The following is a 25,577-nucleotide window of genomic DNA, read 5'->3' as shown; positions in this document are numbered from 1 at the left end:
TTGAATTATCAGTTGATCACTACCGATGCCGGATTGCAGCAGGTCTGCGAGCAGGCGAGAAAGCATGCCCAGATTGCGCTGGACACCGAGTTTGTCAGAACGCGCACCTACTATCCGCAGCTGGGCCTGATCCAGCTCTACGACGGTGAACAACTCTCCCTTATCGATCCTCTGCCGATCAAGCAATGGCAGCCGTTTGTCGACCTGCTGGCCGATACCGCCGTGGTGAAGTTCCTGCATGCCGGCAGTGAAGATCTTGAAGTGTTTCTCAACGCCTTTAAAACGCTGCCGACGCCAATGGTCGATACCCAGATCCTGGCGGCGTTTACCGGCCGGCCGCTCTCCTGCGGTTTCGCGACGCTGGTGGCGGAGTATATGAAGGTTGAGCTGGACAAGAGCGAGTCGCGCACCGACTGGCTGGCGCGTCCGTTGACCGAAAGGCAGTGCGTGTACGCAGCCGCCGACGTGTTCTATCTGCTGCCGATGGCCAAACAGCTGGTGCAGGAGACCGAAGAGGCCGGTTGGACCGCGGCGGCTAACAACGAGTGCCTGCTGCTGTGCCAGCGCCGCAGCGAGGCGCTGGCGCCGGAATTGGCCTATCGCGAAATCAGCAATGCCTGGCAGCTGCGCCCGCGTCAGCTCGGTTGTTTGCAGAAGTTGGCAGAATGGCGGCTGCGCCAGGCGCGCGAGCGCGATCTGGCGGTGAACTTCGTGGTGCGTGAGGAAAACCTGTGGCAGGTGGCGCGCTATATGCCGTCTTCGCTGGGAGAACTGGATTCGCTGGGCCTGAGCGGGCCGGAGATCCGTTATCACGGTAAAACGCTGCTGGCGCTGGTGGCGGAGGCCGAAGCGCTGGACGAATCCGAGCTGCCGGCGCCGTTGGCAAACCTGATCGATCAGCCGGGCTACAAGAAGGTGTTCAAAGACATCAAGGCGGCGATCGCTACCGTCAGCGAGCAAAGCGGGTTGAGCAGCGAACTGCTGGCATCCCGTCGCCAAATTAACCAATTGCTGAACTGGCATTGGCAACTGAAAGACGGCGAAAGTCGCCCTGAATTAATCAGCGGCTGGCGCGGCGATCTATTAATGGCACCGCTGCAGGACATCCTGAAAGATTATTAATCGCTGATTATCACTAGGGCAGGGTAGGGAAACTCTGCTCGGGTGAATATAGGCAGGAAATAATGCGTTGAAGGTAAATCTGGCCAGAATTTACTTTAAACGAGGCGGCGGCAAAGTTAATTGGGAATAGTCCCAAAGGGAAAAATCGCTTTTTTGCTGCCGATAAAGCTTAATAACTGGATGCACATACAGTTACCCCCTGCATAAAATATACAGGGGGTAATTAATGCGTCGCAATCATTTAGCTGCTTCTTCCGATTCCGGTAATGTCACGTTAAGTTCAAGTACCGAAATATCGTCCCCTTTCTGCTCGAACTGCACGTGCAGCATTTCAGGATCGATCTGAATGTATTTGCAAATAACCGCCAGAATATCGCGTTTCAGATCAGGCAGATACGGGGGCTCACTGTCCCCGCGACGACGCTCTGCGACGATAATCTGCAGCCGTTCCTTGGCTATATTGGCTGTCTGTTTTTTGCGGGACAGAAAGAAGTCTAATAAGGCCATGGTTTATCCCCCAAAAAGGCGTTTCAGGAAACCCTTCTTCTCTTCTTCAATGAAGCGGAATGGGCGTTCTTCCCCCAACAAGCGGCAAACGGTATCGTCGTACGCCTTACCGGCGTCTGACTCGGCATCCAGAATGACAGGCTCACCCTGGTTGGAAGCGCGCAGCACGGACTGGTCTTCCGGGATTACACCCACCAGTGGAATGCGCAGGATTTCCAGCACGTCTTCCATGCTCAGCATGTCGCCACGGCTGACGCGGCCCGGGTTGTAACGGGTCAGCAGCAGGTGTTCCTTGATGGGTGACTCGCCTTTCTCGGCGCGGCGTGACTTGGAGGAGAGGATGCCCAGGATACGGTCGGAGTCGCGTACCGAAGATACTTCCGGGTTGGTGGTGATGATAGCTTCGTCGGCGAAATACAGCGCCATCAGCGCACCGGTTTCGATACCGGCCGGTGAATCGCACACCACGAAGTCAAAATCCATCTCGCCGAGATCGTTGAGAATTTTTTCAACGCCTTCGCGGGTCAACGCGTCTTTGTCGCGCGTCTGCGAAGCAGGCAGGATATAGAGGTTTTCAGTGCGTTTGTCTTTGATTAACGCCTGATTCAGCGTGGCATCGCCCTGAATCACGTTCACGAAATCATACACTACCCGACGTTCGCAGCCCATGATCAGGTCAAGATTACGCAGGCCGATATCGAAATCGATCACGACGGTTTTCTTGCCTTTCTGGGCCAGGCCGGTAGCGATGGCCGCGCTCGAAGTGGTCTTGCCAACGCCCCCTTTACCCGATGTAACAACAATAATGCGTGCCATGAAATGGATTCCTTGTCAAAAGGGCTTAATTTAAAGGTTGTATGGTTAAAGCGTTATCCAACAGGCTGAGTCGTACGGCCTGCCCGACGTAATCGGACGGGATTTGGTCGCTCAACCAGTACTGCCCTGCGATAGAGACTAGCTCAGCCGCCAGGTGGGTGCAAAAAATCTGACATTGCGTGTCGCCTGACGCGCCTGCCAGTGCGCGACCGCGCATCATGCCGTAGACATGAATGTTGCCGTCGGCAATCAGTTCGGCGCCGGCGCTGACGCTGCTGGTCACGATAAGATCGCAGTTGCGGGCGTAAATCTGTTGGCCGGAACGGACAGGCGTGCTGATGATGCGCGTTTTGGCGGGGGCGTTATCCGCCACCACGGGCGCAGGTGCAGGCTCCGGCGCCGCCATTTTCTGGCCTTTGCCTTCGCTCAGCAGCGGCAGCCCGGCGCGGGCTATCGCGCGCTTTTGACGCTCATCTCTGCAACCGCTGATACCCACAACGCGCAGACCTGCTGCCGCGACAGCCTGTTGAAGTTCTTTCCAGTTCGCATCGCCTTCCAGCGTTGCGACGTTGATAACAACAGGGGCGTTTTTCAGAAAAGCGGGCGCTTGCTCAACTTTTTCCTGTAACGCCTGACGTATTACCTCGGGCTGCGAATTATGCAAATGAACAACCGATAGGGTAAAACTGCTGCCTTTTAGCTCAATTGGCGATTGTGACATCTATCCTGACTCAGTCTCAGCAACTTTAAATCCCCGGAATACCACTCGGGGTGCGATATTCCGATGTACTATAAGCATGTTATAGTCAGAGTTATATCCAGGCAAGACGCTCCCTCAATTAAATAGAGTTAAAAAAATGCTTTGTGTGATCTATAGAAGCCCGAAACGCGATCAAACTTATCTTTATGTCGAAAAAAAAGACGATTTCTCTCGTGTGCCAGAGGATCTGATGAAAAGTTTCGGCGTGCCGCAATTCGCCATGATGCTTTCGCTCGATGAGCGCAAGAAATTGGCCTCGGCGGATATCGAAAAGGTGAAGCAGGCGTTGAAAGACGAAGGCTATTACCTGCAGTTCCCGCCGCCGGTTGAAAACCTGCTCAATCAGCATCTGGCGGGCGACAAGGCCTGAGACAGTCGCCACGGGCAAGGGAGGCGCGATGACACGTTCGGCGAGAAGAACCGTATTGGCCGCCTGGCTGGCGCTGGGCGGTGTGCTGATGCCCGGCGCGCCGCAGGCGGCACAGGAGGTGACGCTGGCGGCACAGGAGGTGACGCTGGCGGCGAGCGGCCGCGATCCGGCGCAGTTCCCGGCGTATGTCGTGCAGCTCAAGCGCCGGGCGCGGGAGCAGGGCATCAGCCAGGGCACCCTTGACCGCGCTTTTGCGCAAATCCATTTCGTCGATCGGGTGATCAAGGCCGATCGCAATCAGCCGGAGCAAAAGGTCACCCTGGACGACTACCTGCGGCGGGTGATGTCGCCCGCCAAGGTGCGCCAAGGGCGCGAACTGTATCGGCAGCGCCAGGCGCAATGGGCGCGCGCCAGCGAGCGCTACCGGGTGCCAGGGCGCTATATCATTGCGCTGTGGGGCATGGAGAGCGCCTACGGCAAGATTCAGGGGCGGGAAGATGTGGTGTCCGCGCTGGCGACGCTGGCGTTTGAAGGGCGCCGCGAGGCCTTTTTCAGCCAGGAGCTGATGGCGGCACTGCGGATAGTCGAGCAGGGGCACGTCGGCGATACGCCGCTGAAAGGCTCCTGGGCCGGCGCGATGGGGCAATGCCAGTTTATGCCGAGCTCCTTCTTGCGCTACGCGGCGGACGGCGACGGTGACGGGCGCATCGATATCTGGAATAACATTGATGACGTCTTTGCGTCTACGGCCAGTTATTTGTCCAAAGAGGGCTGGCAGCCCGGTATCGGCTGGGGGCGCGAGGTTAAACTGCCCGCCGGTTTCAAGCGATCCGAGCTGGGGTTGAAAGACGCGCAGGCGCGCAGCGTCAACGCCTGGCAACAGCGCGGGGTGCGTCGTGCGGATGGCAGTGCATTGCCGCATGCCGTCCAGCGCGGTTGGATCATCGCGCCGGATGATCTCCAGGGGCGGACGTTCCTGGTCTATGATAATTTCCGCACCCTCATGCACTGGAATCGCTCTTACTATTTCGCCATCGCCGTGGGTATGATGGCGGACGCGATCGGGCATTGATCCGGCACATCAATAATCGGCTTGGCGCGCCAAGCCTCCACAGTTTGGGAGAAGCGGTATGTATCAACATAGAGACTGGCAGGGTTCGCTGCTCGATTTTCCGGTGAACAAGGTGGTTTGTGTCGGCAGCAACTACGCCGATCACATCAAAGAAATGGGCAGTGCGGTTTCCGTCGAGCCGGTGGTGTTCATCAAACCGGAAACGGCGCTGTGCGATATTCGCCAGCCGGTGGCTATCCCCAAAGAGTTCGGTGCGGTGCACCATGAGGTGGAGCTGGCGGTATTGATCGGCACGCCGTTGAAACAGGCCAACGAAGACCGCGTTGCGCGGGCGATCGCCGGCTACGGCGTGGCGCTCGATCTGACGCTGCGCGATCTGCAGGCGGGTTTTAAAAAGGCCGGTCAGCCGTGGGAAAAGGCCAAGGCTTTCGATGGTTCCTGCCCGATGTCGGGGTTTATCCCGGTGGCGGAATTTGGCGATCCGCAAAACGCCGAGCTGTCGTTGACCGTTAACGATCAACTGCGCCAGCAGGGCAATACGCGTGACATGATCACGCCGATCCTGCCGCTTATCAGTTACATGAGCCGTTTCTTCACGCTGCGCGCTGGCGACATCATTCTGACCGGCACGCCGCAGGGCGTGGGCCCGATGGCCTCCGGCGACATGCTGAAAATCAGCCTGAACGGCAAAACGCTCAGTACCCGCGTGATCTGATCTCTCTTGCCGCCGGCGCCGTCGGCGGCAAAGCTTGCATCTTGTGGCTAAAATGTCTATATAGTCCCCCCTCGAACCTGTGCGCAGGTGACTTATCCATTTACCGAAACCGGACGCTAACATGTCACAACTCGCTTTTTGGCAACAGAAAACGCTGGCGGAAATGTCAGAACAAGAGTGGGAATCGCTGTGCGACGGGTGCGGGCAATGCTGTTTGAATAAGCTGATCGACGAAGATACCGACGAGATTTATTTTACCAACGTAGCCTGCAACCAGCTCAACATCAAATCCTGCCAATGCCGCAACTACGAGCGGCGCTTCGAGCTGGAAGAAGACTGCATCAAACTGACGCGCGAGAACCTCACCACCTTCGATTGGTTGCCGCCGACCTGCGCCTATCGCCTGATCGGCGAAGGCAAGCCGCTGTTCCCCTGGCATCCGCTGCTGAGCGGCTCCAAGGCGGCGATGCACGGCGAGCGCATCACGGTGCGGCATATCGCGGTGCGCGAGAGCGAAGTGGTGGACTGGCAGGACCATATCCTCAACAAGCCGGACTGGGCCAGATAAAGGCGGGCGCCTGCAGGGCAAAATGGGGCTTCATGCAAGAGGGCGGCGTGTTCAGACATGCCGCCCTCTTGAATTATTGAGCTAACGATTTTAATCATTGGCGTGCGAATGGCGTTGACGCTCGAGGCCGGACAGAGGGAAATTTCAACATTTGATTCAAGGATGATAGGGGCTTGCGTAATAGGAGGTAGGGGGAAAAAAGCCCCTGCAAAGATGAGGGGCAAGACACACAACAACACCAGGGAAATCGGTAGTACTCACTTTGCCGATACTATAAGGATTTTATGGGTAAACTTCACCAAAATATTGTGCTCTGAATGTGACAAAGGTGCAGTCGTTCATAAGTAACGGTAATTTATTGATGCCTGTAGGTAGGGAGGGCCGCGCTGGCGCAGCCTGTTTTTACCCGCCGGCGTCGCAGAAGTTTAATGTTATGTAAATTACGCGCTTAACCGCGCCAGGATGCTTCTTTTCAAACGATAAGTTGGGTAATTTGGCCGCTCTCCCGCAAGTTCGAGAGTATAACAATGAAAATGGTCCGTCTGTTTGCCGTGGCTGGAGCGCTGATCGTGCTCGTTTACTTCCTTACACATACCTGAGAGGGTTTTATCTCGGAATGTGACAGCAATACCTAAAAAAACGGCGCCTTTCGGCGCCGTTTTTGTTTGTCAGCCGATCAGCGGCCGAACAGATCGCGGCGACGTGGGCGAACAAATTGTGCGATCAGCACAATCAGCGCCACCAGCAGATAGGCGCCGAAGATGCCGACCAGCCACTGTGGCATTTCCAGCGTCAGGAATTGCCATTGGCGCACGGAGCAGTCGCCGGAAGCGTGGAACACCGCCGGCAGCCATTTGTCCAGCGGCAGCCACGAAGGGAAGCTCACGAAGAAGTCGCAGGTATTGAACGGCGAAGGGTGCAACTGGATCATGGTGTGCTTCCACGCCAGCTGGAGGCCTTCCCAGGCGCTGTAGATCCACAGCAAGATCGCCGCGTAGCGCAGCGGGGTTTTCGGCGCGATGGCGCCCACCAGCGAGGCGCCGAGAATGCCGAACAGCGCACAACGCTCATAAATGCACATCACGCACGGCTGCAGCAGCATAACGTGCTGAAAATAGAGCGCGACCAGTTCCAACACCAACGCTGTCAGGGCCATTAGCAGCCAGGCGCCGCGTCCTTGTGAACAGCGGTTAAAGAATTGCAACATATCTAGATTCTTCCATGCAGTAAGCAATTGAACCGGCAGTGTAAACCAATTCCTCCTCGCTGCCAGCCTCCTGGGCTGGATTCAGCGTAAAAATAGTCGGTTCACCCTGCCGGCACCGTCTCAGTGGCCGACGGCGTCGATGGGCGGCAGCGTCAGCCAATGCCACTGCGTCAACAGCTCGGTCGCCGGTTCCAGCGTGAACTGGACGCACAGCAAGCCAACCACCGTCAGCACCACCGTATAAGGCAGGGCCATCCACACCATGCGGCCATACGACAGACGCACCAGCGGCGCCAATGCCGACGTCAGCAGGAACAGAAACGCCGCCTGCCCGTTAGGGGTGGCAACCGATGGCAGGTTGGTGCCGGTATTGATGGCGACCGCCAGCAGCTCGAACTGCTTCAGCCCGATAGCGCCGGTTTCCAGCGCGGTGCGCGCCTCGTTGATGTAAACCGTGCCGACGAACACGTTGTCGGAAACCGACGACAGCAGGCCGTTGAACAGATAGAACAGCGAAAGCTGAGAGGCGGGCTCGGCGCGCAGCACGAACTGGATCACCGGGCTGAACAGGTGCTGTTCGATGATCACCGCGACCACGGTGAAAAACACCGTCAGCAGAGCGGTGAACGGCAGCGCTTCCTGGAACGCTTTGCCGATGGCGTGCTCATCGTTCACGCCGCACAGGGAGGTGGCGAGCACGATCACCGACAGGCCGATCAGCCCCACTTCCGCCAGGTGGAAGGCCAGCGCCAGCACCAGCCAAACGCCGATCAGCGCCTGCATCACCAGTTTGAGCCGTTCTTGCTTGCTGCGGCCCGCGGTGGCCTTGCGGTCATACTCTTTCAGCACGTCGCGCACCGCCTCCGGCAACTGCGCGCCATAGCCAAACAGGCGAAAACGTTCTACCAGCCAACAAACCAGCAGGCCGCACACCAACACCGGCAGCGTGACCGGCGCCATACGCAGGAAGAAATCGATAAAGCCCCAGCCCGCGTTTTTGGCGATGATTAGGTTCTGCGGCTCGCCCACCATGGTCATGACCCCGCCGAGCGCGGTGCCGACGCCGGCGTGCATCAGCAGGCTGCGCAGAAAGGCGCGGAATTGCTCCAGCGTCTGTTTACGCTCTTCACCGGCGAAATCGCTGTCATCGCCGATGTCGCCATCGGGGCGATTCGAGGTCACGTTGTGATAGATGGAATAAAAGCCGGTGGCCACGCTGATCACTACCGCCACGACCGTCAGCGCGTCGAGGAAGGCGGAAAGTAAGGCGGCGGCCAGGCAGAACGCCAGCGACAGCAGCGTTTTCGAACGGATATTGAGCAGCAGCTTGGTGAACACGAACAGCAGCAGCTGCTTCATAAAGTAGATGCCGGCCACCATAAAGATCAGCAGCAGCAGCACTTCCAGGTTATGTTCGATTTCCTGCGAAACCTGCGCCGGGCTGGTCATGCCGATGGCCACCGCCTCCAGCGCCAGCAGGCCGCCCGGCAGCAGCGGATAGCATTTCAGCGCCATCGCCAGGGTAAAGATGAACTCGACCACCAGCAGCCAGCCCGCGATAAACGGGCTGGCGAAAAAGAACACCAGGGGGTTGATCGCCAGAAAAATGAGAATGGTCAGTTTGTACCAGTCGGGAGATTGCCCCAGAAAATTTTTGAGCAGGGCGCTGCGCAAGGTTGTTTCCATTGTCCTTTATGCATCCTTAAATCAGTCGTAGCACGTACCCTAACAATGCGGCGGGGGCGGGCGCAACCGGAGCTTGTTTTACGGCGGCAAATTTCTGCCGGCCGGTGTTTTTGCTCGTTTTTTGCCACGTTATGCACACTTTCGTTTATTGTTTTTCGCTCACGCTATGTCATGTCAGCGCGATCTGGTATGATGAGCTGATTACTTTTACTGATTTTATCGTCGCAACGGAACGTCAAACACATGGTCATAAAGGCGCAGAGTCCTGCCGGTTTCGCGGAAGAGTACATTATTGAGAGTATTTGGAATAATCGCTTCCCCCCTGGCTCTATTTTGCCCGCGGAGCGTGAGCTTTCGGAGTTGATTGGCGTCACGCGCACCACGTTACGTGAAGTGTTGCAACGTCTGGCCCGCGATGGCTGGTTGACCATTCAGCATGGCAAACCGACCAAAGTGAACAATTTCTGGGAAACGTCCGGCCTCAATATCCTTGAGACCGTAGCCCGTCTCGATCACAAAAGCGTCCCGCAGCTGATCGATAACCTGCTGTCCGTGCGCACCAATATCGCGTCGATCTTTATTCGCGCCGCGGTGCGCAATCATCCTGAGCAGGCGCAGGAAGTGCTGGCGAAAGCCGCCGAGGTGGAAGATCAGGCGGACGCTTTCAATCTGCTCGATTACGAGATCTTCCGCGGTTTGGCGTTCGCTTCCGGCAACCCGATCTACGGCCTGATTTTCAACGGCCTGAAAGGGCTGTATACCCGCGTGGGCCGTTACTACTTCTCCAACCCGGAAGCGCGCAAGCTGGCGCTGGCCTTCTACAGCAAGCTGTCCACGCTGTGCCATGAGAAGCTGTACGACCAGGTGATGGATACCGTGCGCAACTACGGTAAAGACAGCGGGGCGATTTGGCAGAGCATGCAGGGCACCATGCCGAGCGATCTGACCGAAGCGCGTCGCTAATCGCGTGTCGATGAAATAACGAAGGGCGCCATGCGGCGCCCTTCGTCGTTGTGGCGGTTACAGCGGCGTCGGCCGCGGCGGGCAGCGATCGAGCAACTCCACGCTGCCGTCTTCGTTTTGCTGTTCGAGGATCACGTCGAAGCCCCACAGGCGATGCAGGTGCTTCAACACGTCGCGGCGGCTCTTATCCAGCGGTGCGCGTTCCTGTGGGATGTAGCGCAGCGTCAGCGAGCGGTCGCCGCGCAGATCCACGTTCCAGATCTGAATGTTCGGCTCGTGATTGCTCAGGTTGTATTGCGCCGACAGCTCCTGGCGGATCGCCCGGTAACCGGCCTCGTTGTGGATCGCGGCAATTTCCAGATAGTTGTTGCGATCGTCGTCCAGCACGGTGAACAACCGGAAATCGCGCATCACTTTGGGCGACAGGAACTGGCTGATAAAGCTCTCGTCCTTGAAGTCGCGCATGGCGAAGTGCAAGGTGTCCAGCCAGTCTTTGCCGGCGATGTCCGGGAACCAGTAGCGGTCTTCTTCGGTTGGCGACTGGCAGATTCGCTTGATGTCCTGGAACATGGCGAAGCCCAGCGCATAAGGGTTGATGCCGTTATAGTACGGGCTGTTGTACGGCGGCTGATACACCACGTTGGTGTGGCTGTGCAAAAACTCCAGCATAAACCGCTCGGTCACACGGCCCTCGTCGTACAAATGGTTGAGGATGGTGTAGTGCCAGAAAGTGGCCCAGCCCTCGTTCATCACCTGAGTCTGTTTTTGCGGATAAAAATACTGGCTGACTTTGCGCACGATGCGCAGCACCTCACGCTGCCAGGGTTCCAGCAGCGGCGCATTTTTCTCGATAAAATAGAGGATGTTTTCCTGCGGCTCGCTCGGATAGCGGCGCGCCTGCTCCGGCGACTCTTCACGTTCGACGCGTGGCAGGGTCTTCCACAGCGTGTTCACCTGGCTTTGCAGATACTCTTCGCGGCTTTTCTGGCGTGCTTTCTCTTCCACCAGTGAGATTTTCTGCGGGCGTTTGTATCTGTCGACCCCGTAGTTCATCAGCGCGTGGCAGGAGTCCAGCAGCCGCTCCACTTCATCGACGCCGTAGCGTTCTTCGCACTGGCTGATGTAGTGGCGGGCGAACAGCAGATAATCGACGATGGAGCTGGCGTCGGTCCAACTGCGGAACAGATAGTTATTCTTGAAGAACGAGTTGTGGCCATAGCAGGCGTGCGCCATCACCAGCGCCTGCATGGTGATGGTGTTCTCCTCCATCAGGTAGGCGATGCAGGGATTGGAGTTGATGACGATTTCATACGCCAGCCCTTGCTGGCCCTGTTTGTAGCGCTGTTCGGTTTCGATGAATTTCTTGCCGAAGGACCAATGGGTATAGTTGATCGGCATGCCGACGCTCGAATAGGCGTCCATCATCTGCTCGGAGGTGATCACCTCGATCTGATGGGGATAGGTGTCGAGCCGGTAATGCTTGGCGACGCGGTCAATCTGCTCCAAATACACCTGCAGCAGTTCGAACGTCCAGTCCGGTCCATCGCTCAGACGTTTGTCATCCTTGACCTTTTCATGTGTTGAAGTAGTCATCAGCGCACCCTCATTATTCACGGGTCTTGCTCAAACGGCAGACCCTGTATCAAGCATAGTTCAAGTCATAATTAACCATTGCAAATCAGTGAAATAAAAATGCCGGTACGCAAGGGAGCGAGCGGCGGTCAATCCGGCGCCCGTCCCGGCAGAAAGCGCCTCAGCACTTGGCTCCCTCTCCGAGTATAGCCCTGCGGCAAGGGCGCGCAACACACTGCCTGCTGCGCGACAGGGATTGAAATTTGTTATGTTATATTGTAACTTTTCATTTTCTCAATGACGGACAAGGAGCGCATTTTGGCGAGGCATTTTGGCAAACTGGCGGTGGCGCTGGCCACGTTGTTTATCAGCGGGCAGGCGTTTGCCCACGGGCATCATTCACATGGCAAGCCGCTGACGGAAGTGGAAAAAAAAGCGGAGTCGGGCGTGTTCGACGATAAGGACGTCAAAGATCGCAATCTGGCGGATTGGGAGGGCGTCTGGCAATCCGTGTATCCTTATCTGCTCAATGGGGATCTCGATCCGGTGTTCAAGAAGAAGGCGGAGCAGGATAAGAGCAAGACCTTCGAAGAAGTGAAGGCATATTACCGCAAAGGGTACGCCACCGATGTGGATACCATCGGCATTGAGAACGGCGTCATGGAGTTTCATCGCGGCGACCAATCCAGCGCCTGTCAGTATAAGTACGCCGGGCATAAGATCCTGACGTATGTTTCCGGTAAAAAGGGCGTGCGTTATCTGTTCGAATGCCAGGATGCCGGCAGCCTGGCGCCGAAATTCGTGCAGTTCAGCGATCATATTATCGGCCCGCGTAAATCGGCGCATTTCCATATCTTTATGGGCAACACGTCGCAGGAAGCGTTGCTGAAAGAGATGGACAACTGGCCGACTTATTACCCATTCCAACTGCAGACCAAAGAAGTCGTGGACGAGATGCTGCATCATTGATGCCACTCACCTGCAACCACAAGCCCGCTTGCGTGGGCTTGTGCTCAGGCAAACGGCCTGATTTGCAGGTAATCGTCCGTCACTGCCATTTCAAATAACGTTTCATCCGCCAATAACGTCGCGCGCATTCGTTCCCGGGCGTGACGATAGCGCTCATCCAGCTGAATATCACCGGCGCTTTCCCATGCGGCTCGGCTTGGCCACTGCGCATAGCCGATAAACTTCCCGCTCATATCTCGATGCAGGCGCGAGCCGAGGCTGCCGCGCTGCAGATAGATCCCTTGGGTCAACTCAAGCCAGGCCAGGCGAAAGGCGTGTTCGTGTCCGGTTTTGACTGAGAACCGGTAGATGGCGATGAACATAAGGGGTTCTCCAGAAAAGCGACAATGTGAACTTTAGGATCTGCTTCTGGCTTCAACGTTCATATCGTGCTGCCGCGTTCAACCTAAACGGGCGGGGCTAAGGGCTCGGCTGTTTTAATCCAGTAGTGAAAACAAGGTTAATTTTTTGCCGAAATTTTACGCGTTTTTTCTGCTGCGGGGAGAGGGGATTCATTTTGTCTGTTATGTTGGTATTTTTTATTTTATCGGCTTTTTATTCTGTTTATATGTTGGCTGGTGTTTTTATATTCTGTTAAATCTATGTTGCTTATTACGCCTTTTTTGACTGCTGTCATTGATAGCGTTGCTATCGATTCAGCGACGGTCTGACGCTATAATCCCTTCTAAACCGCATCTTATCGCTATTTACGAGCGGCTATTGCAAATGCTCGGCTCATCGACGATAAATTAATTGTGAATATTGTCACGTTTGATGACGAAGTTGTTGGACGGATTTTTTCACTGAGTTAATTTCCTGTGAGCAGAAGATTATGCTTTGTGATGCCTTGGGCTGGAGTCAGCGATGCGAGTGGTAATTTTAGGTAGTGGAGTGGTGGGCGTAGCCAGTGCCTGGTATTTGGCGAAGGCAGGGCATGAGGTGACGGTGATCGATCGTCAGCCTGGCCCGGCACTGGAAACCAGCGCGGCGAACGCCGGGCAGATTTCACCGGGCTATGCTGCTCCCTGGGCGGCTCCGGGCGTGCCGCTGAAGGCCATCAAGTGGATGTTCCAGCGCCATGCGCCGTTGGCGATCCGCCTCGACGGCAGCAGCTTCCAGCTGAGCTGGATGTGGCAGATGCTGAAAAACTGCAACACCGAACACTACATGACTAACAAAGGCCGCATGGTGCGCCTGGCGGAATACAGCCGCGATTGTATCAAGGCGCTGCGTCAGGAGACTGGCATCCAGTACGAAGGTCGCCAGGGCGGCACGCTGCAGCTGTTCCGCACCCAACAACAGTTCGAAAACGCAGCGAAAGACATTGCGGTATTGGAAGATGCCGGTGTGCCTTACAGATTGCTGGAAGCCGGCCAACTCGGCAGCGTCGAGCCGGCGCTGGCGCAGGTGGCGCACAAGCTGACCGGCGGCCTGCAACTGCCGAACGACGAAACCGGCGATTGCCAGTTGTTTACGCAGCAGCTGGCGAAAATGGCGCAGCAGGCGGGCGTAACCTTCCTGTTCAACCGCAGCGTTGACCGCCTGCTGGTTGAGGGCGACAAGATCGCCGGCGTGCAGTGCGGCGAGGACGTGTTTAAAGCCGACAGCTACGTGGTGGCGTTCGGTTCGTATTCCACGGCGCTGCTGCGCGGCCTGGTTTCTATCCCGGTTTATCCGCTGAAGGGCTATTCGCTGACCATTCCGATCACCGATGAAGCGGCGGCGCCGTTCTCCACGGTGTTGGACGAGACGTACAAAATCGCCATCACCCGTTTCGATCAGCGCATCCGCGTCGGCGGCATGGCGGAGATCGTCGGTTTCAATACGCAGTTGGAGCAAAAACGGCGCGAAACGCTGGAGATGGTGGTGCGCGATCTCTACCCGAACGGCGGCAGAGTGGAAGACGCGACGTTCTGGACCGGCCTGCGGCCGATGACGCCGGACGGTACGCCCATTGTCGGCCGCACTTCGCTGAAGAACCTGTATCTCAATACCGGGCATGGCACGTTGGGCTGGACGATGGCCTGCGGTTCCGGGCAGTTGTTGTCCGATCTGATGTCCGGCATTACGCCGGCGATCCCTTCCGATGATCTGGCGGTGGCGCGTTACAGCGCCGGGTTTCGCCAGCAACACGCGGTTCCGCTGAACGACGTGCATCCCGCGCGTTAATCGTCGACGCTGTCATAGACTTTCCCGGCCACGCGCAGGCGCGCGTGGCCGCTGTACGCTGCCCCAAGGAGAAGCGATGCCCCGTCCGATAACCGCCACGATGCATCTTGGCGCAATTGAAAATAACCTGCAGGTGGTGCGCCGTTTCGCCCCCGGCGCCAAAGTCTGGGCGGTGGTCAAGGCCAACGCCTATGGCCACGGCATCAAACACGTTTGGCGTAGCATGGCGCAAACCGACGGCTTCGCCATGCTGGATCTGGCCGAAGCGGTGCTGCTGCGTGAGTCGGGTTGGCAAGGGCCGATTCTTCTGCTGGAAGGTTTCTTCCAGCCGCAGGATTTGGCGTTGCTCGATCGTTATCGCCTGACGACGGCGGTGCACAGCGACTGGCAGCTGGCGGCGATCGCCGATGCCACGCTGAGCGCACCGCTCAATGTCTATCTGAAAGTGAACAGCGGCATGAATCGGCTGGGGTTCGCACCCGAGCGGCTGCACGAGGTGTGGCGCAGGGCGCAGGTGGTTGCCAACATCGGCGAGCTTACGCTGATGAGCCATTTCGCTACCGCCGACGGCCCGGAAGGCGTGACCCAGCAGATGGCTACCATCGAGGCGGCCGCTGCCGATATCCCGCTGCCGCGCTGCCTGGCCAACTCGGCCGCCACGCTGTGGCATTCTTCTACCCACGGCAGTTGGGTACGCCCTGGGATCATTCTGTATGGCGCTTCGCCGAGCGGGTGCTGGAATGACGTTGCGGCGACGGGGTTGCAGCCGGCGATGACGCTGAGCAGCGAGATCATCGGCATTCAGCAGCTGAAGTCTGGCGATCGCGTGGGTTACGGCGGCCGTTACAGCGCCGCCGGCGCGCAGCGTATTGGCGTGGTGGCCTGCGGTTACGCCGACGGCTATCCGCGTCATGCGCCGACCGGCACGCCGGTATGGGTTGACGGCGTGCTGACACGTACCCTGGGAACGGTATCGATGGATATGTTGGCGGTGGATCTGACGCCCTGTCCGCAAGTCGAGCTGGGCGCCGAAGTGGAGCTGTGGGGGAAACGCCTGCCGGTGGACGAGGTGGCCACGGCGGCAGGAACGTTGGGCTATGAGCTGCTGTCGGCGTTAGCGGCACGGGTGCCGGTCGCCATTGAAGCCTGAGCCGCGGCTCAGGCGACTTTTCTGATCTGCCCTTTAATCTGCTTGCTGAGCCGCCGCGCGTGCAGCGCCAGCAGGCAGCCCGCCAGCATCACCAGCGCCAGCGACAGCTTCGGTTGCAGCGGCAACGCCATCGCCACCAGACCCAGCGCGGCACCGCCCGCCATCTGCACGAAACCGACCAGCGCGGACGCGACGCCGGCCTCATTGGAATACGGCTCCAGCGCGTAGCTGGTGGCCGGGCCCATCACGAATGCCAACCCGGCGCAGGCGCTGGCGACCGGCAACATATACGCCAGCCAGTGCGCTTGCGCCGTCGCGGGCAGTAGCATGACGCCCAGCAGCAGGCCCAGGCAGCCCAGCCCCATCAACATGCCGCCGGTCGCCAGACAAACCGGGCGGCCGACCTTGTGGATGATGCGGTTGGCGAAGAAGCTGACCAGCATGATCCAGAAACCGTTGGCGCCGAACACCAGCGAGAATTGCAGCGGGGTCAGGCCGGCGGTGCCCATCAGCACGTTCGGCGCCAGAGAAACGTAGGTCAGCGCCATGCCCATCGCCCCGGAGTTCACCACCGCAAAGGAGAGGAAACGGCGATCGCTGAGGATGCGCGCGTATTGGCGCACCGGCAACCCTTTGACCGGCACGGTGTCGGCAGGGCGAGTTTCCGGCAGGCGCAGCGCGATCAGCACCAACACCAGCAGCGCGTAGCCGACCAGGAACCAGAAGGGGGCGCGCCAGCCGAAGGCTTCGGCGAGCAGGCCGCCGAGCAGCGGCGCCAGCGCAGGGATGATGTTCAGCGTGCCGTTGAGAAAGCCGAAAGCGCGGGCGGCATCGTCGCCATTCAGGCGATCGCGCACGCCGCTGAAGGCGACGACGGCGGTGCAGCAAACCGCCACCCCTTGCAGCAGACGCGAAGCGATGAAAATCGTCGGGCTGGTGGCCAGCGCCGCCATCGCGGCGCCGATCATGTAGAGGATAATGCCGGCCAGCGCCACCGGCTTGCGGCCATAGTTATCCACCAGCGGCCCGGCGATGACCTGGCCGAGGCCAAGCACCAGAATAAACAGTGAAATGGTGGATTGGATCAGCGCTTCGCTGCTGCCCAGGCCGACGGCAATGGCGGGAATGGTCGGCAGGTAAAGATCGATGCCTAATGGGCCGAGCAGCACCAGGCTGAGAAGCATAAACAGAAACTTTTGCATAACAGGAAAGGCATGTCCAAGTGACAAAGAGGGCTAGAGTAGAGACTCTGGCGGCAAATGAAAAGGGGCAAAGCGGGTCAGCGCTGCGCCCCTTGGCGGTAATAGAGCGCCGAGACGGTATCGGCCACATAACGGGCCTGGTGGCGAGCATCATCCAGCGCGCGATGCGGCATACCTTCGAACGGGCGGGCTTTTTTCGGGTTAAAGCCGTGCAGTTCCGCCAGCGTGATCACCGTGCGCACGTCCTGGGTATCCCAGAATTTCCACGGGCAGGGCATTTCTAATTGCTGGAAGGCGTGTTCGAGGATCGCGCAGTCGAACTCTTTGCCGTTGCCCCAGACTTTCACCGTGTCGGTGCTGTTCATATGGATAAAGCGGCTGAGGCTGCTCAGCACGCGTTTCAGGCTCTCGGTGCCGCTGAAGGCCTGTTTGCGGGCCTCATCGGACTGTTTCGCCCACCAGGCGACCGTATCCAGGCTAATGGTACGGCCCGGCTGGTCTTTCTGGCTGCTGACGGCGGCTTCGAATTCGGCGCCCAGCTCCCCGGTTCGGGGATCGAAAAACACCGCCGCCACCACCAGAATGACGGCGCTGGGTTTTATATCCAGGGTTTCAATGTCTAACATCAGATGGTGCATCGGCGTATCCGGCGGTTGCGTGGTGGCTTAATGTTACTACAGAACGTGCGCCGATGAGGGCTGTGTGCGCATGAAATCCTTTTAAAGCGCCGCGTTCAGGTTATGATATTCGGGATACTCTTGTCAGGTTGGTCGCTATCGGTGAGAACGCTTATCTTTATTCTGTGCATGGTCGGCTACTTGCTGCTGCTGGGCTACCTTGGCATGTTCGTCACGGACAAGATCTGTGAGAAGGCGGGTAACTACACTAAAATCTGCCGTATCGTAGACATTTCCGAACCGCACATCCCCTAATAGCCCCCTGTTTATCCCAGATAGTCGGTGGTAATCAGCGGCGTCAGGATGGCCGCCAGCGCCGTGAGCGCTCCCCATTGCCGCCAGCCCAGCCGCGCCAGCCAGTCATGCCGCTGCGGCGGCGTGGCCAGTTGCCCGACGGCCACGGCGCCGGTAAGCAGCAGCGTCAGAATCAGCAGCACCAGGCCACGGCTCACCAGCGTGAACTCAACATGCAGCACATTGGCGTAATACAGGCGCATCAGAATAAAATAGCTGAGCAAGACCCAGGCGAAAACGACGTTCTTCTTGAGCACCTGCTGCAGCATCAGCGCGAGGAACAGGCTGTGAAACAGCGACAGCAGCGGGGCCTCGATCGGATGCCGAACGCAGACGTTGTAGACCGCCATGTAAATGTTGAAAACCAGCAGGCTATAGATCACGTAAATATACCAGCCGTAGATGACCTTGAGCTTTTTCGGGTTCGGCGGCAGAGAGAGTGCGTCCGGTTTCATTAATGCCTCCTGATGATGCCATGCGAACGCTGCGGTTGAAGGCGGCGCGGCGACATCGTAATTTAAAATCCACAGGGTATATATCACCCGAGCGCTAAATGACAATTAAACGCCGGATCGGCTTTATTTCCGCGTTTGCCTGGAACTCTTTTGCGCTTGCGGGGTCGATTGGCGTGTGAACGCCTGGCGGTGTTCGCACCACAATGGAAGACGTAATACATTGATATGAAAGATTATAAAAACACCTCGGGCACAAAAATCCTGCTGCTGTTCAGCCTGGCGTTTTATACGTTGTTGCCGCCGTTGTTGACGGCGGCCGTGTTTGACCGTTTCAATCTTAACCCGTTTGCGATCGTTAAATTTTTCCACTTTAACCCGTTTTCAGCCGATCGGGGCATACCCGGTTATCAGACGTTCTTCTACTTGCTGATGTTATGGTTGGGGTTGAATATTTTTCTCTGGCTGCTGGTGTGGGGCGCAGGGCGGCTGTATCAACGCTGGCGTGCGCCGCGCGGCTGATATTTTTCCAGGGGGGAAGAGTTACGCAGGGAAATGACTTTACATTCAATAATGAGACGTATTATCATTTGAATCGCCGGTGAGGGGAAAAGGGTTGTCTCCTTCTGTGCCCCCCGATCCGGCACGACATTGCTCACATTGCTTCCAGTTTTCATGCCAGCCTTGCGCTGGCGTTTTTTTATTCCGCGCCAAAAATCCACTGCGCCGGTGGTCGGCCTCTTTTCATTAGCATGCCTGTTTAAAAACCCACGCGAGGTATTGGGGGCGTCAGAACAGCGAAAACAGCAACACCACCGGCAGGCTTAACGGCCAGGTTAACCCGATGGTCAGTGCGCTGATACAGCGAATTTTGACGGTGTCCCGGCTAACCAGGTAGGTGAAAATCATAGAAACTAACAGGCCGATAAAATAACAGTATTGCGTTGCAACCCACAGCGACGACATGAAACCCGATCCCAGTTGTATTTTTACGCGCGAATTCTAGGAGCTTGGCGGGTGATAATCAATGACCAAAGGCCGTTTATTCAAACCTTTATCCATAAGAATGCATAATTTATTTCTATAAAGAACGTAGGGGTATTAACTGCTTTACGTTTATAACCAAAAGAAATCAACAGCATAGTTACCGGTAACATTTCGCGTCAGGCAAACCCTTTTTCTGGAGGTGACTCCCCTAAGCAGTAAAAGAGCCGGTGAAGGGGGGAACGCGATGGGGGTTATGACTCATAAAAATTAATGATGTATTGGCGGACGGACGGCTAAGGTGAGTTGGCGTGGGTTTGGCGGTACATGAACCCTTCAGGTGCCGGTTTTAGCACATCTGTCACGATGCGCCGCCAGCCGGCCAGGGAGGGGATTGTGGACGTTGCGGGTTTAATGAATGTTAAGACCGTAGACGAACAGCCACGAAAACAGCAGCGCCAGCAGGCATGCCATAAAAACGATGGAGATCATTTCCTTCACAACTTCATTCCTTTTCCCGTTGGGCTAAATTTACTTCTCTTTGTTTTTGCGCGAAATTTTAGATCGACATGGGTAAAAATCCTAGTTTTAATCGTTTTTTTCTCCACCCTTGCGGCGTAAGCCGCTTCGATAAGGCCGTGGCGACGCCGGAAAACCGGGAACGCTAACTCGTCGTCGCCATTGCTGAACGCCTGAGGCTGACTATAGAAAATGGGGACTGCGTGGCGTCGAAGGCAGCCACGCGCCTCCCTTAGGGGGAGCCATTCATCTGTCTACGGCGCAGTCTATGAGATGAAGGAGTCGGCAATGAGCACGCAACCCATTATCGTGCTGGTACGCTGATTCTGGGACGGCTCCGCGCAGGGGATATTCGGCGATTCATACGGTGGAAATGCGTTGACCTCGCTGGTTTCCATGCCGATGAGGTGGCGGGTTTGATTGATGAGGCGGCCGGCGCGAAATACAGCAAGGGCAGAAAGGGTTTTCGGACTAAAAGATGACATTCTGCGGCAGGCTATCCCTTCGCTGATATCGCTATCGATATTAATAATCAACAGCATCATCGACACGACGGCGGCGGCAATAATGGCGTAGATGCCTGCCTTACGTATATCGCCTTAGCGTCCGTTAACGCCGATCATTTCTATGGCTGCACGATGCAACCGCTGAAAATAATCATCGGGCTGTTTTTCTATCTCCTGGATAAGGCTGGCGAGCAGGTTCTGTTTGGTTATCGGCTTGTTGGCGGTCAGCACCAGCAGCACGTTTTTGCCAAGCAGGCAGCATATTTGCTTATGGTATTCATCAACATCGTGCTTGTTGAGGCCATAGAGGGTGTAATCGATCATGATGTCTAACCTGCTGACAGGTAAATGCCCGCCGCAGCGGGCTGAGAAGCCATAGAAAAATAAAATGAGGCAAATTTCGCTTAGGAAGAGACTTAAGCGACGGGGTAACGATAACTGAATGGGAATATTCCTATCAAGCTGTGTGGGCACAGAGGCGAATGTTTAGGAATAACCTCAGAAGAACAAATAATAGAGACGGCCGTTCTGGGGAATCTGACTTATTATTGATATTCCATTGCCTAAAAATCAAACATAGGTGATGTAAATATATAATGCGAAAAAGAAACAGCCGGAAAACGGCGTTTTCCGGCTGTGGTGACATTCACGCGACGTTATTCACACGGTCTGTTTGCGAAACAGTTCGCGGAATACCGGATAGATATCGTCCGGTTCGCGGATATGCTGCATGGCGAAGTTATCGAATCTTGCCTGCAGATCCTCATATTCGCGCCACAGCGTTTGGTGAGCGCGGCGAGTGATTTCTATGTAGCTGTAATAACGCACCATCGGCAGGATCTTCTTCGCCAACAGCTCATGGCACAGCGGTGAGTCGTCAGCCCAGTTGTCGCCGTCCGACGCTTGCGCGGCGTAGATATTCCATTGCGCCGGGTCATAACGCTCTTCGACCACGTCGTTCATCAACTTCAGCGCGCTGGAGACGATGGTGCCGCCGGTTTCCTGCGAATAGAAGAACTCCTGTTCGTCCACCTCTTTCGCCTGGGTGTGATGGCGAATATAGACCACCTCGACGTTCTTGTAGGTTCGGCTCAGGAACAGATAAAGCAGAATGTAAAAGCGCTTGGCCATGTCTTTGGTCGCCTGATCCATCGAACCGGACACGTCCATCAGGCAGAACATCACCGCCTGGCTGGAAGGCTCCGGCCGGCGCTCATAGTTTTTGTAGCGCAGGTCGAAGGTATCGATAAACGGTACGCTTTCGATTTTCTTGCGCAGTTCGGCAATTTCCTTGCGCAGCCGCTCCTCTTCCAGCAATTGCACCGGTTCGGTGTTTTCCAGCTGGGTCAGCGCGTCTTCCAGCTCGTGCAACGCGCGTCTTTTACCGGCGGTCATGGCGGTACGTCGCGCCAACGAGTTCTGCAGCGAACGCACGACGCTGATGTTGGCCGGCACGCCGTTGGCGGTATAGCCGGCGCGATGGGTTTTGAACTCGGTCAGCTGCTTGTACTGATTCTTTTTCAGGTTGGGCAGGGCGAGATCCTCGAACAGCAGATCGAGGTACTCGTCTTTGGAGATCTGGAAGACGAATTCATCCTGGCCTTCACCGTCCTGGCTGGCGTTGCCCTGGCCACCGCCACCGCCTGCGCCGCCCTGAGGCCGCTCAACGCGATCGTTCTGCACGAAGTGGTCATTGCCCGGGTGAACGCGATGGCGAGTGCCGCCGCGCCCCTGATGAAACATCGGTTCGTTGATATCGTCAGTGGGGATGGAGACCGACTCCCCGCTGTCTACGTCGGTGACCGAACGCTTGTTGATGGCTTCGGCAATCGACTGTTTGATTTGCGACTTGTAACGGCGCAAGAAGCGCTGGCGGTTCACCATGCTCTTGTTTTTGCCGTTCAGCCGCCGGTCAATGAAATAGGCCATACTTCCCCCAAACGACGTTGCCAACTCTTCATGTCCCGGCCGCGACAGCGCAATATGCCAGCCCCTCCCTGGGCTGCGCTGCAACGTCCATGACTGTGGACATGGCCCTGATAATGCCGCTTACCTGAGGCGTTATGAGGATTTTCTGACCCGCAGATACCATTCACACAGCAGGCGCACCTGCTTGCGGGTATAGCCTTTCTCCATCATGCGGTCGACGAAGTCGTCGTGTTTCTTCTGCTCGTCCGTCGATGTTTTGGCGTTAAACGAAATGACCGGCAACAGCTCTTCGGTATTGGAGAACATTTTCTTCTCGATCACGGTGCGCAGCTTCTCGTAGCTGGTCCAGTTCGGATTACGGCCGTTGTTGTTGGCGCGGGCGCGCAGCACGAAGTTCACGATTTCGTTACGGAAATCTTTCGGGTTGCTGATGCCGGCCGGTTTCTCGATTTTCTCCAGTTCGGCGTTCAACGACTCGCGGTCGAACAGCTGACCGGTGTCGGGATCGCGATACTCCTGATCCTGGATCCAGAAGTCCGCGTAGGTCACGTAGCGGTCAAAAATGTTCTGCCCGTATTCCGAGTAGGATTCCAGATAGGCGGTCTGGATCTCTTTGCCGATAAATTCGGCGTATTTCGGGATCAGATAGCCTTTCAGGTGCTCCAGGTATTTCTCGGCCAAATCCTGCGGGAACTGTTCGCGTTCGATCTGCTGCTCCAGCACATAGAACAGGTGTACCGGGTTGGCCGCCACCTCGGCGTGATCGAAGTTGAATACCCGCGAGAGGATTTTAAAGGCGAAACGGGTGGAGAGGCCGTTCATGCCTTCGTCAACCCCGGCGTAGTCGCGGTACTCCTGATAGGACTTGGCTTTCGGATCGGTATCCTTGAGGCTTTCACCGTCATACACGCGCATTTTCGAGTAAATGCTCGAGTTTTCCGGCTCTTTCAGCCGCGACAGCACGCTAAAGCGCGCGAGCGTTTCGAGGGTGCCCGGCGCGCAGGGCGCGTGGGTCAGCTCGCTGTGATCCAGCAGCTTGTCGTAAATCTTGATCTCTTCCGACACGCGCAGGCAGTAAGGCACCTTGACGATGTACACGCGGTCGAGGAACGCTTCGTTGTTCTTGTTGTTACGGAAGGTCACCCACTCGGATTCGTTGGAGTGCGCCAGAATGATGCCGTTGAACGGCAGGGCGGAGATGCCCTCGGTGCCGTTGTAGTTGCCTTCCTGGGTCGCCGTCAGCAGCGGGTGCAGCACCTTGATCGGCGCTTTGAACATCTCGACGAATTCCATTATCCCCTGGTTGGCGCGGCACAGGGCGCCGGAGTAGCCGTAGGCGTCCGGATCGTTCTGCGCATGATTCTCCAGCTTACGGATGTCCACTTTACCGACCAGCGCCGAGATGTCCTGGTTGTTCTCATCGCCCGGTTCGGTTTTGGCGATGGCGATCTGCTCCAGGATGGAAGGGCGCACTTTGACGACTTTAAACTTGGTGATGTCGCCGCCGAACTCATGCAGGCGCTTCGCCGCCCACGGCGACATGATGGTGCCGAGATAGCGACTCGGGATGTTGAACTCTTTTTCCAGGATCGAGGCATCTTCCTGCGGGTTGAACAGGCACAGCGGATGATCGTTGACCGGGCTGCGTTCGCCGTTGGCGCTGAGGGTGTAGATGGGCACGCGCTGCATCAACGCCTTAAGACGCTCCGCCAGCGAGGATTTACCGCCGCCCACCGGGCCGAGCAGGTAAAGGATCTGTTTCTTCTCTTCCAGGCCCTGCGCGGCGTGTTTCAGGTAAGAGACGATCTGTTCGATGGCCTCTTCCATGCCGTAGAATTCTTCAAAGGCCGGATAGCGTGCGATCACGCGGTTGGAGAACAGGCGCGACAGGCGTGATTCTAGCGCAGTGTCGACCATCACAGGTTCACCGATAGCCATCAGCAGACGTTCGGCCGCGTTGGCATAGGCACTGCGATCTTGCCGGCAAATGGTAAGAAATTCCTGCAGTGTGAACTCTTCGTCCTTGGCAGCTTCGTAGCGCTGGCGATAGTGGTCAAATATGTTCATGATGCCCGTCCTTTCGTTATTAGCACAGGTTAAAGAGAGCGTGTGATAGTGTTCTGGCCCCCGGAAGATGAGAATACGCCTGAGTACAGCAACCCGTATGCCAACTTGGTGCGCTTATTATCGCGAGTTGCGCTGTTTGCCACTGGGCTCAGGATAAATTCACCTTCTGATTTAAGCTTAGTTTGCTTGCCGGAAAATTTCCTGCCGCAGAAAAAGCTTTTTTTAAGTCATATCAATGACTCAGTTATTACAGTGGAAGCCAAATGCCTTGTCTGGCGCGGCCTGCAGGATGAAACGTCATCGTTCCGCCATGATTAATTCATAATTCCGCTATAAGTTATTCGATCTTGGTCGTTTTCTATTGTAAAGATTAGGCGCGCAACTAAATTTTCACATAAACTATTGCGGCTATTAACCCTGTAATTTATGGAAAAAGAACCAGTGAAGATTTCAAAACTCAAAACGCTAGCAATTATCGCTTCCGCAATGGTTTGTGCGCAAAGTGCTCAGGCGGGAACCTGGTCACTCGGCGCCGGCGCGCTGGTTAGCCCGGACGCGTATCGCGGTTATCAGGATCGCGTATATCCGGTGCCCGTCATCGACTATGAAGGTGACGACTTCTACTTCCGTACTCTGACCGCCGGTTACTACCTGTGGAAAGATCAAGAAAACCAGCTGAGCATCATGGGTTACTACACGCCATGGGGCTACCGCCCTGGCGACAGCGATGACGATCGCATGAAGCGTCTCGACAAACGCCGCGGCACGCTGATGGCCGGCCTGGCTTATTCGCACCACGCGGAGTGGGGCACCCTCCGCACCACCTTCACCGGCGACACGTTGAACTACAGCAACGGGCTGGTGGGCGACGTGGCTTATCTGTACAAGTTTGATCTGGACGCGCTGACGCTGGTCCCGGGCGTAGGCGTGATGTGGAACAGCAAAAACCAGAACAAATATTACTACGGAGTTAGCGCCAATGAATCGCGCCGCAGCGGCCTGGACAGCTACACCCCAGGCGATAGCTGGGCGCCGTATCTCGAACTGAGCGCCAATTACCAGATCAACAAAAGCTGGAACGCCTTCTTCCTCGGCCGCTATGTGAAGTTGTCGGATGAAGTGAAAGACAGCCCGATGGTGGATAAATCCTACACCGGTTTGTTGATGACGGGTGTGAGCTACACCTTCTAATCACGCATTGCACGATTATCGTGCGTGGCGTGCATCAAAAAGGGGCGCAGGCGCCCCTTTTGCACATCTGC

28 protein-coding genes are annotated in these 25,577 nt (G+C 56.6%); 13 read left to right on the top strand and 15 right to left on the bottom strand.

The genetic code is table 11. From position 1 onward, the window contains the following. Entirely contained in the window at nt 1-1,122 is a 1,122-nt protein-coding gene (gene rnd, locus SSARUM_RS13425) for a ribonuclease D (RefSeq protein ID WP_033634833.1), read from the top strand. 237 nt (nt 1,123-1,359) lie between these two features. On the opposite strand, the gene minE is transcribed toward rnd, so the two are convergent. The 3 genes from minE to minC are packed head-to-tail and all read right to left on the bottom strand — an operon-like array spanning nt 1,360 to nt 3,166. Then, complete coding sequence (gene minE, locus SSARUM_RS13420; protein WP_004932303.1) at nt 1,360-1,629, bottom strand: cell division topological specificity factor MinE; 270 nt, start codon at nt 1,627-1,629, stop codon at nt 1,360-1,362. A gap of 3 nt (nt 1,630-1,632) precedes the next feature. Continuing rightward, a complete protein-coding gene (gene minD, locus SSARUM_RS13415) occupies nt 1,633-2,445 on the bottom strand; it encodes a septum site-determining protein MinD (RefSeq protein WP_016927452.1) in 813 nt (270 codons plus the stop codon). 25 nt (nt 2,446-2,470) lie between these two features. After that, on the bottom strand, nt 2,471-3,166 hold the full coding sequence (minC, locus tag SSARUM_RS13410) for a septum site-determining protein MinC (protein ID WP_025303113.1): 696 nt from the start codon (nt 3,164-3,166) through the stop codon (nt 2,471-2,473). A gap of 136 nt (nt 3,167-3,302) precedes the next feature. Between minC and SSARUM_RS13405 the strand changes: the two genes are divergently transcribed. From SSARUM_RS13405 to SSARUM_RS13390, 4 genes are all read left to right on the top strand, one after another. Further along, on the top strand, nt 3,303-3,575 hold the full coding sequence (locus SSARUM_RS13405; RefSeq protein ID WP_033634832.1) for a YcgL domain-containing protein: 273 nt from the start codon (nt 3,303-3,305) through the stop codon (nt 3,573-3,575). A gap of 28 nt (nt 3,576-3,603) precedes the next feature. Continuing rightward, nucleotides 3,604-4,647 carry a lytic murein transglycosylase gene (locus SSARUM_RS13400; protein WP_060430181.1) on the top strand — a complete coding sequence of 348 codons (1,044 nt, stop codon included), beginning with the start codon at nt 3,604-3,606 and terminating at the stop codon, nt 4,645-4,647. Nucleotides 4,648-4,705: 58 nt separating this feature from the next. Further along, nucleotides 4,706-5,362, top strand: coding sequence for a fumarylacetoacetate hydrolase family protein (locus SSARUM_RS13395; protein ID WP_004932286.1), 657 nt, complete (start codon nt 4,706-4,708; stop codon nt 5,360-5,362). 121 nt (nt 5,363-5,483) lie between these two features. Next, nucleotides 5,484-5,930 carry a YcgN family cysteine cluster protein gene (locus SSARUM_RS13390; RefSeq protein WP_025159803.1) on the top strand — a complete coding sequence of 149 codons (447 nt, stop codon included), beginning with the start codon at nt 5,484-5,486 and terminating at the stop codon, nt 5,928-5,930. Nucleotides 5,931-6,606: 676 nt separating this feature from the next. On the opposite strand, the gene dsbB is transcribed toward SSARUM_RS13390, so the two are convergent. Next, a complete protein-coding gene (dsbB, locus tag SSARUM_RS13385; protein WP_033634829.1) occupies nt 6,607-7,137 on the bottom strand; it encodes a disulfide bond formation protein DsbB in 531 nt (176 codons plus the stop codon). A gap of 120 nt (nt 7,138-7,257) precedes the next feature. Continuing rightward, nucleotides 7,258-8,823 carry a sodium/proton antiporter NhaB gene (gene nhaB / locus SSARUM_RS13380; protein WP_033634828.1) on the bottom strand — a complete coding sequence of 522 codons (1,566 nt, stop codon included), beginning with the start codon at nt 8,821-8,823 and terminating at the stop codon, nt 7,258-7,260. 243 nt (nt 8,824-9,066) lie between these two features. Here nhaB and fadR point away from each other — a divergent pair, with 243 nt between their 5' ends. Continuing rightward, nucleotides 9,067-9,786, top strand: coding sequence for a fatty acid metabolism transcriptional regulator FadR (fadR, locus tag SSARUM_RS13375; protein WP_033634827.1), 720 nt, complete (start codon nt 9,067-9,069; stop codon nt 9,784-9,786). A 57-nt stretch (nt 9,787-9,843) separates the two neighbouring features. On the opposite strand, the gene SSARUM_RS13370 is transcribed toward fadR, so the two are convergent. Continuing rightward, on the bottom strand, nt 9,844-11,379 hold the full coding sequence (locus SSARUM_RS13370; RefSeq protein ID WP_004932268.1) for a SpoVR family protein: 1,536 nt from the start codon (nt 11,377-11,379) through the stop codon (nt 9,844-9,846). Between the two features lie 297 nt (nt 11,380-11,676). On the opposite strand from SSARUM_RS13370, the gene zinT reads away from it, so the two are divergent. After that, a complete protein-coding gene (zinT, locus tag SSARUM_RS13365; protein WP_043147573.1) occupies nt 11,677-12,327 on the top strand; it encodes a metal-binding protein ZinT in 651 nt (216 codons plus the stop codon). 44 nt (nt 12,328-12,371) lie between these two features. Here zinT and SSARUM_RS13360 read toward each other — a convergent pair whose 3' ends face one another. Beyond that, entirely contained in the window at nt 12,372-12,689 is a 318-nt protein-coding gene (locus SSARUM_RS13360) for an antibiotic biosynthesis monooxygenase family protein (RefSeq protein ID WP_033647621.1), read from the bottom strand. A gap of 541 nt (nt 12,690-13,230) precedes the next feature. Between SSARUM_RS13360 and SSARUM_RS13355 the strand changes: the two genes are divergently transcribed. Together SSARUM_RS13355 and dadX are read left to right on the top strand one after the other, a co-directional pair. After that, nucleotides 13,231-14,535, top strand: coding sequence for a D-amino acid dehydrogenase (locus SSARUM_RS13355; protein ID WP_033647620.1), 1,305 nt, complete (start codon nt 13,231-13,233; stop codon nt 14,533-14,535). Nucleotides 14,536-14,611: 76 nt separating this feature from the next. Then, nucleotides 14,612-15,685, top strand: a complete 1,074-nt coding sequence (dadX, locus tag SSARUM_RS13350; RefSeq protein WP_039565782.1) for a catabolic alanine racemase DadX — start codon at nt 14,612-14,614, stop codon at nt 15,683-15,685. An 8-nt stretch (nt 15,686-15,693) separates the two neighbouring features. Here the strand turns inward: dadX and SSARUM_RS13345 are convergent, their stop codons facing one another. After that, nucleotides 15,694-16,887, bottom strand: a complete 1,194-nt coding sequence (locus tag SSARUM_RS13345; protein ID WP_033647617.1) for a multidrug effflux MFS transporter — start codon at nt 16,885-16,887, stop codon at nt 15,694-15,696. A gap of 77 nt (nt 16,888-16,964) precedes the next feature. Further along, nucleotides 16,965-17,525: a 3'-5' exonuclease gene (locus SSARUM_RS13340; RefSeq protein WP_033634819.1), complete on the bottom strand. Its 561-nt coding sequence runs from the start codon at nt 17,523-17,525 to the stop codon at nt 16,965-16,967. Nucleotides 17,526-17,666: 141 nt separating this feature from the next. On the opposite strand from SSARUM_RS13340, the gene SSARUM_RS13335 reads away from it, so the two are divergent. Further along, nucleotides 17,667-17,819 (top strand): hypothetical protein, encoded by a 153-nt coding sequence (locus tag SSARUM_RS13335; RefSeq protein ID WP_223479875.1) that lies wholly within the window; start codon nt 17,667-17,669, stop codon nt 17,817-17,819. An 11-nt stretch (nt 17,820-17,830) separates the two neighbouring features. On the opposite strand, the gene SSARUM_RS13330 is transcribed toward SSARUM_RS13335, so the two are convergent. Beyond that, nucleotides 17,831-18,313 carry a hypothetical protein gene (locus tag SSARUM_RS13330; protein WP_033654383.1) on the bottom strand — a complete coding sequence of 161 codons (483 nt, stop codon included), beginning with the start codon at nt 18,311-18,313 and terminating at the stop codon, nt 17,831-17,833. Nucleotides 18,314-18,538: 225 nt separating this feature from the next. On the opposite strand from SSARUM_RS13330, the gene SSARUM_RS13325 reads away from it, so the two are divergent. Next, entirely contained in the window at nt 18,539-18,832 is a 294-nt protein-coding gene (locus SSARUM_RS13325; protein WP_033647615.1) for a hypothetical protein, read from the top strand. Between the two features lie 267 nt (nt 18,833-19,099). On the opposite strand, the gene SSARUM_RS13320 is transcribed toward SSARUM_RS13325, so the two are convergent. The 5 genes from SSARUM_RS13320 to yeaG form a co-directional block, all read right to left on the bottom strand. Further along, on the bottom strand, nt 19,100-19,276 hold the full coding sequence (locus SSARUM_RS13320; RefSeq protein WP_033634815.1) for a GhoT/OrtT family toxin: 177 nt from the start codon (nt 19,274-19,276) through the stop codon (nt 19,100-19,102). A gap of 803 nt (nt 19,277-20,079) precedes the next feature. Next, nucleotides 20,080-20,358: a hypothetical protein gene (locus tag SSARUM_RS13315; protein WP_043147572.1), complete on the bottom strand. Its 279-nt coding sequence runs from the start codon at nt 20,356-20,358 to the stop codon at nt 20,080-20,082. Nucleotides 20,359-20,412: 54 nt separating this feature from the next. Then, nucleotides 20,413-20,643, bottom strand: a complete 231-nt coding sequence (locus SSARUM_RS13310; protein WP_004932237.1) for a hypothetical protein — start codon at nt 20,641-20,643, stop codon at nt 20,413-20,415. Between the two features lie 336 nt (nt 20,644-20,979). Then, the gene (locus tag SSARUM_RS13305; protein ID WP_033634813.1) at nt 20,980-22,248 is read right to left on the bottom strand and encodes a YeaH/YhbH family protein; all 1,269 of its coding nucleotides are present in this window, start codon (nt 22,246-22,248) and stop codon (nt 20,980-20,982) included. A gap of 132 nt (nt 22,249-22,380) precedes the next feature. Next, nucleotides 22,381-24,315: a protein kinase YeaG gene (yeaG, locus tag SSARUM_RS13300; RefSeq protein ID WP_004932230.1), complete on the bottom strand. Its 1,935-nt coding sequence runs from the start codon at nt 24,313-24,315 to the stop codon at nt 22,381-22,383. Between the two features lie 42 nt (nt 24,316-24,357). On the opposite strand from yeaG, the gene SSARUM_RS13295 reads away from it, so the two are divergent. Then, nucleotides 24,358-24,633 (top strand): hypothetical protein, encoded by a 276-nt coding sequence (locus SSARUM_RS13295; protein WP_154067234.1) that lies wholly within the window; start codon nt 24,358-24,360, stop codon nt 24,631-24,633. A gap of 108 nt (nt 24,634-24,741) precedes the next feature. Then, the gene (locus SSARUM_RS13290; RefSeq protein WP_033647613.1) at nt 24,742-25,506 is read left to right on the top strand and encodes a MipA/OmpV family protein; all 765 of its coding nucleotides are present in this window, start codon (nt 24,742-24,744) and stop codon (nt 25,504-25,506) included. The last annotated feature ends 71 nt before the right edge of the window (nt 25,507-25,577 follow it).

Source organism: Serratia sarumanii (assembly GCF_029962605.1).
Taxonomy (GTDB): Bacteria; Pseudomonadota; Gammaproteobacteria; order Enterobacterales; family Enterobacteriaceae; genus Serratia; species Serratia sarumanii.
The sequence above is the reverse complement of the archived record's forward strand: the minus strand, read 5'-3'. Positions and strand labels throughout refer to the sequence as shown.

Bases quoted from the DNA above. Each gene is read 5' to 3' on its own strand.
- SSARUM_RS13305 (WP_033634813.1), bottom strand. From the start codon at position 22,248: ATGGCCTATTTCATTGACCGGCGGCTGAACGGCAAAAACAAGAGCATG.
- SSARUM_RS13390 (WP_025159803.1), top strand. From the start codon at position 5,484: ATGTCACAACTCGCTTTTTGGCAACAGAAAACGCTGGCGGAAATGTCA.
- SSARUM_RS13315 (WP_043147572.1), bottom strand. From the start codon at position 20,358: ATGATGCTGTTGATTATTAATATCGATAGCGATATCAGCGAAGGGATA.
- SSARUM_RS13345 (WP_033647617.1), bottom strand. From the start codon at position 16,887: ATGCAAAAGTTTCTGTTTATGCTTCTCAGCCTGGTGCTGCTCGGCCCA.
- SSARUM_RS13355 (WP_033647620.1), top strand. From the start codon at position 13,231: ATGCGAGTGGTAATTTTAGGTAGTGGAGTGGTGGGCGTAGCCAGTGCC.
- dadX (WP_039565782.1), top strand. From the start codon at position 14,612: ATGCCCCGTCCGATAACCGCCACGATGCATCTTGGCGCAATTGAAAAT.
- SSARUM_RS13330 (WP_033654383.1), bottom strand. From the start codon at position 18,313: ATGAAACCGGACGCACTCTCTCTGCCGCCGAACCCGAAAAAGCTCAAG.
- fadR (WP_033634827.1), top strand. From the start codon at position 9,067: ATGGTCATAAAGGCGCAGAGTCCTGCCGGTTTCGCGGAAGAGTACATT.
- SSARUM_RS13320 (WP_033634815.1), bottom strand. From the start codon at position 19,276: ATGTCGTCGCTGTGGGTTGCAACGCAATACTGTTATTTTATCGGCCTG.
- SSARUM_RS13290 (WP_033647613.1), top strand. From the start codon at position 24,742: ATGGAAAAAGAACCAGTGAAGATTTCAAAACTCAAAACGCTAGCAATT.
- SSARUM_RS13400 (WP_060430181.1), top strand. From the start codon at position 3,604: ATGACACGTTCGGCGAGAAGAACCGTATTGGCCGCCTGGCTGGCGCTG.
- SSARUM_RS13395 (WP_004932286.1), top strand. From the start codon at position 4,706: ATGTATCAACATAGAGACTGGCAGGGTTCGCTGCTCGATTTTCCGGTG.
- SSARUM_RS13325 (WP_033647615.1), top strand. From the start codon at position 18,539: ATGAAAGATTATAAAAACACCTCGGGCACAAAAATCCTGCTGCTGTTC.
- dsbB (WP_033634829.1), bottom strand. From the start codon at position 7,137: ATGTTGCAATTCTTTAACCGCTGTTCACAAGGACGCGGCGCCTGGCTG.
- SSARUM_RS13310 (WP_004932237.1), bottom strand. From the start codon at position 20,643: ATGATCGATTACACCCTCTATGGCCTCAACAAGCACGATGTTGATGAA.
- SSARUM_RS13370 (WP_004932268.1), bottom strand. From the start codon at position 11,379: ATGACTACTTCAACACATGAAAAGGTCAAGGATGACAAACGTCTGAGC.
- SSARUM_RS13360 (WP_033647621.1), bottom strand. From the start codon at position 12,689: ATGTTCATCGCCATCTACCGGTTCTCAGTCAAAACCGGACACGAACAC.
- minC (WP_025303113.1), bottom strand. From the start codon at position 3,166: ATGTCACAATCGCCAATTGAGCTAAAAGGCAGCAGTTTTACCCTATCG.
- minD (WP_016927452.1), bottom strand. From the start codon at position 2,445: ATGGCACGCATTATTGTTGTTACATCGGGTAAAGGGGGCGTTGGCAAG.
- nhaB (WP_033634828.1), bottom strand. From the start codon at position 8,823: ATGGAAACAACCTTGCGCAGCGCCCTGCTCAAAAATTTTCTGGGGCAA.
- yeaG (WP_004932230.1), bottom strand. From the start codon at position 24,315: ATGAACATATTTGACCACTATCGCCAGCGCTACGAAGCTGCCAAGGAC.
- SSARUM_RS13405 (WP_033634832.1), top strand. From the start codon at position 3,303: ATGCTTTGTGTGATCTATAGAAGCCCGAAACGCGATCAAACTTATCTT.
- minE (WP_004932303.1), bottom strand. From the start codon at position 1,629: ATGGCCTTATTAGACTTCTTTCTGTCCCGCAAAAAACAGACAGCCAAT.
- SSARUM_RS13340 (WP_033634819.1), bottom strand. From the start codon at position 17,525: ATGCACCATCTGATGTTAGACATTGAAACCCTGGATATAAAACCCAGC.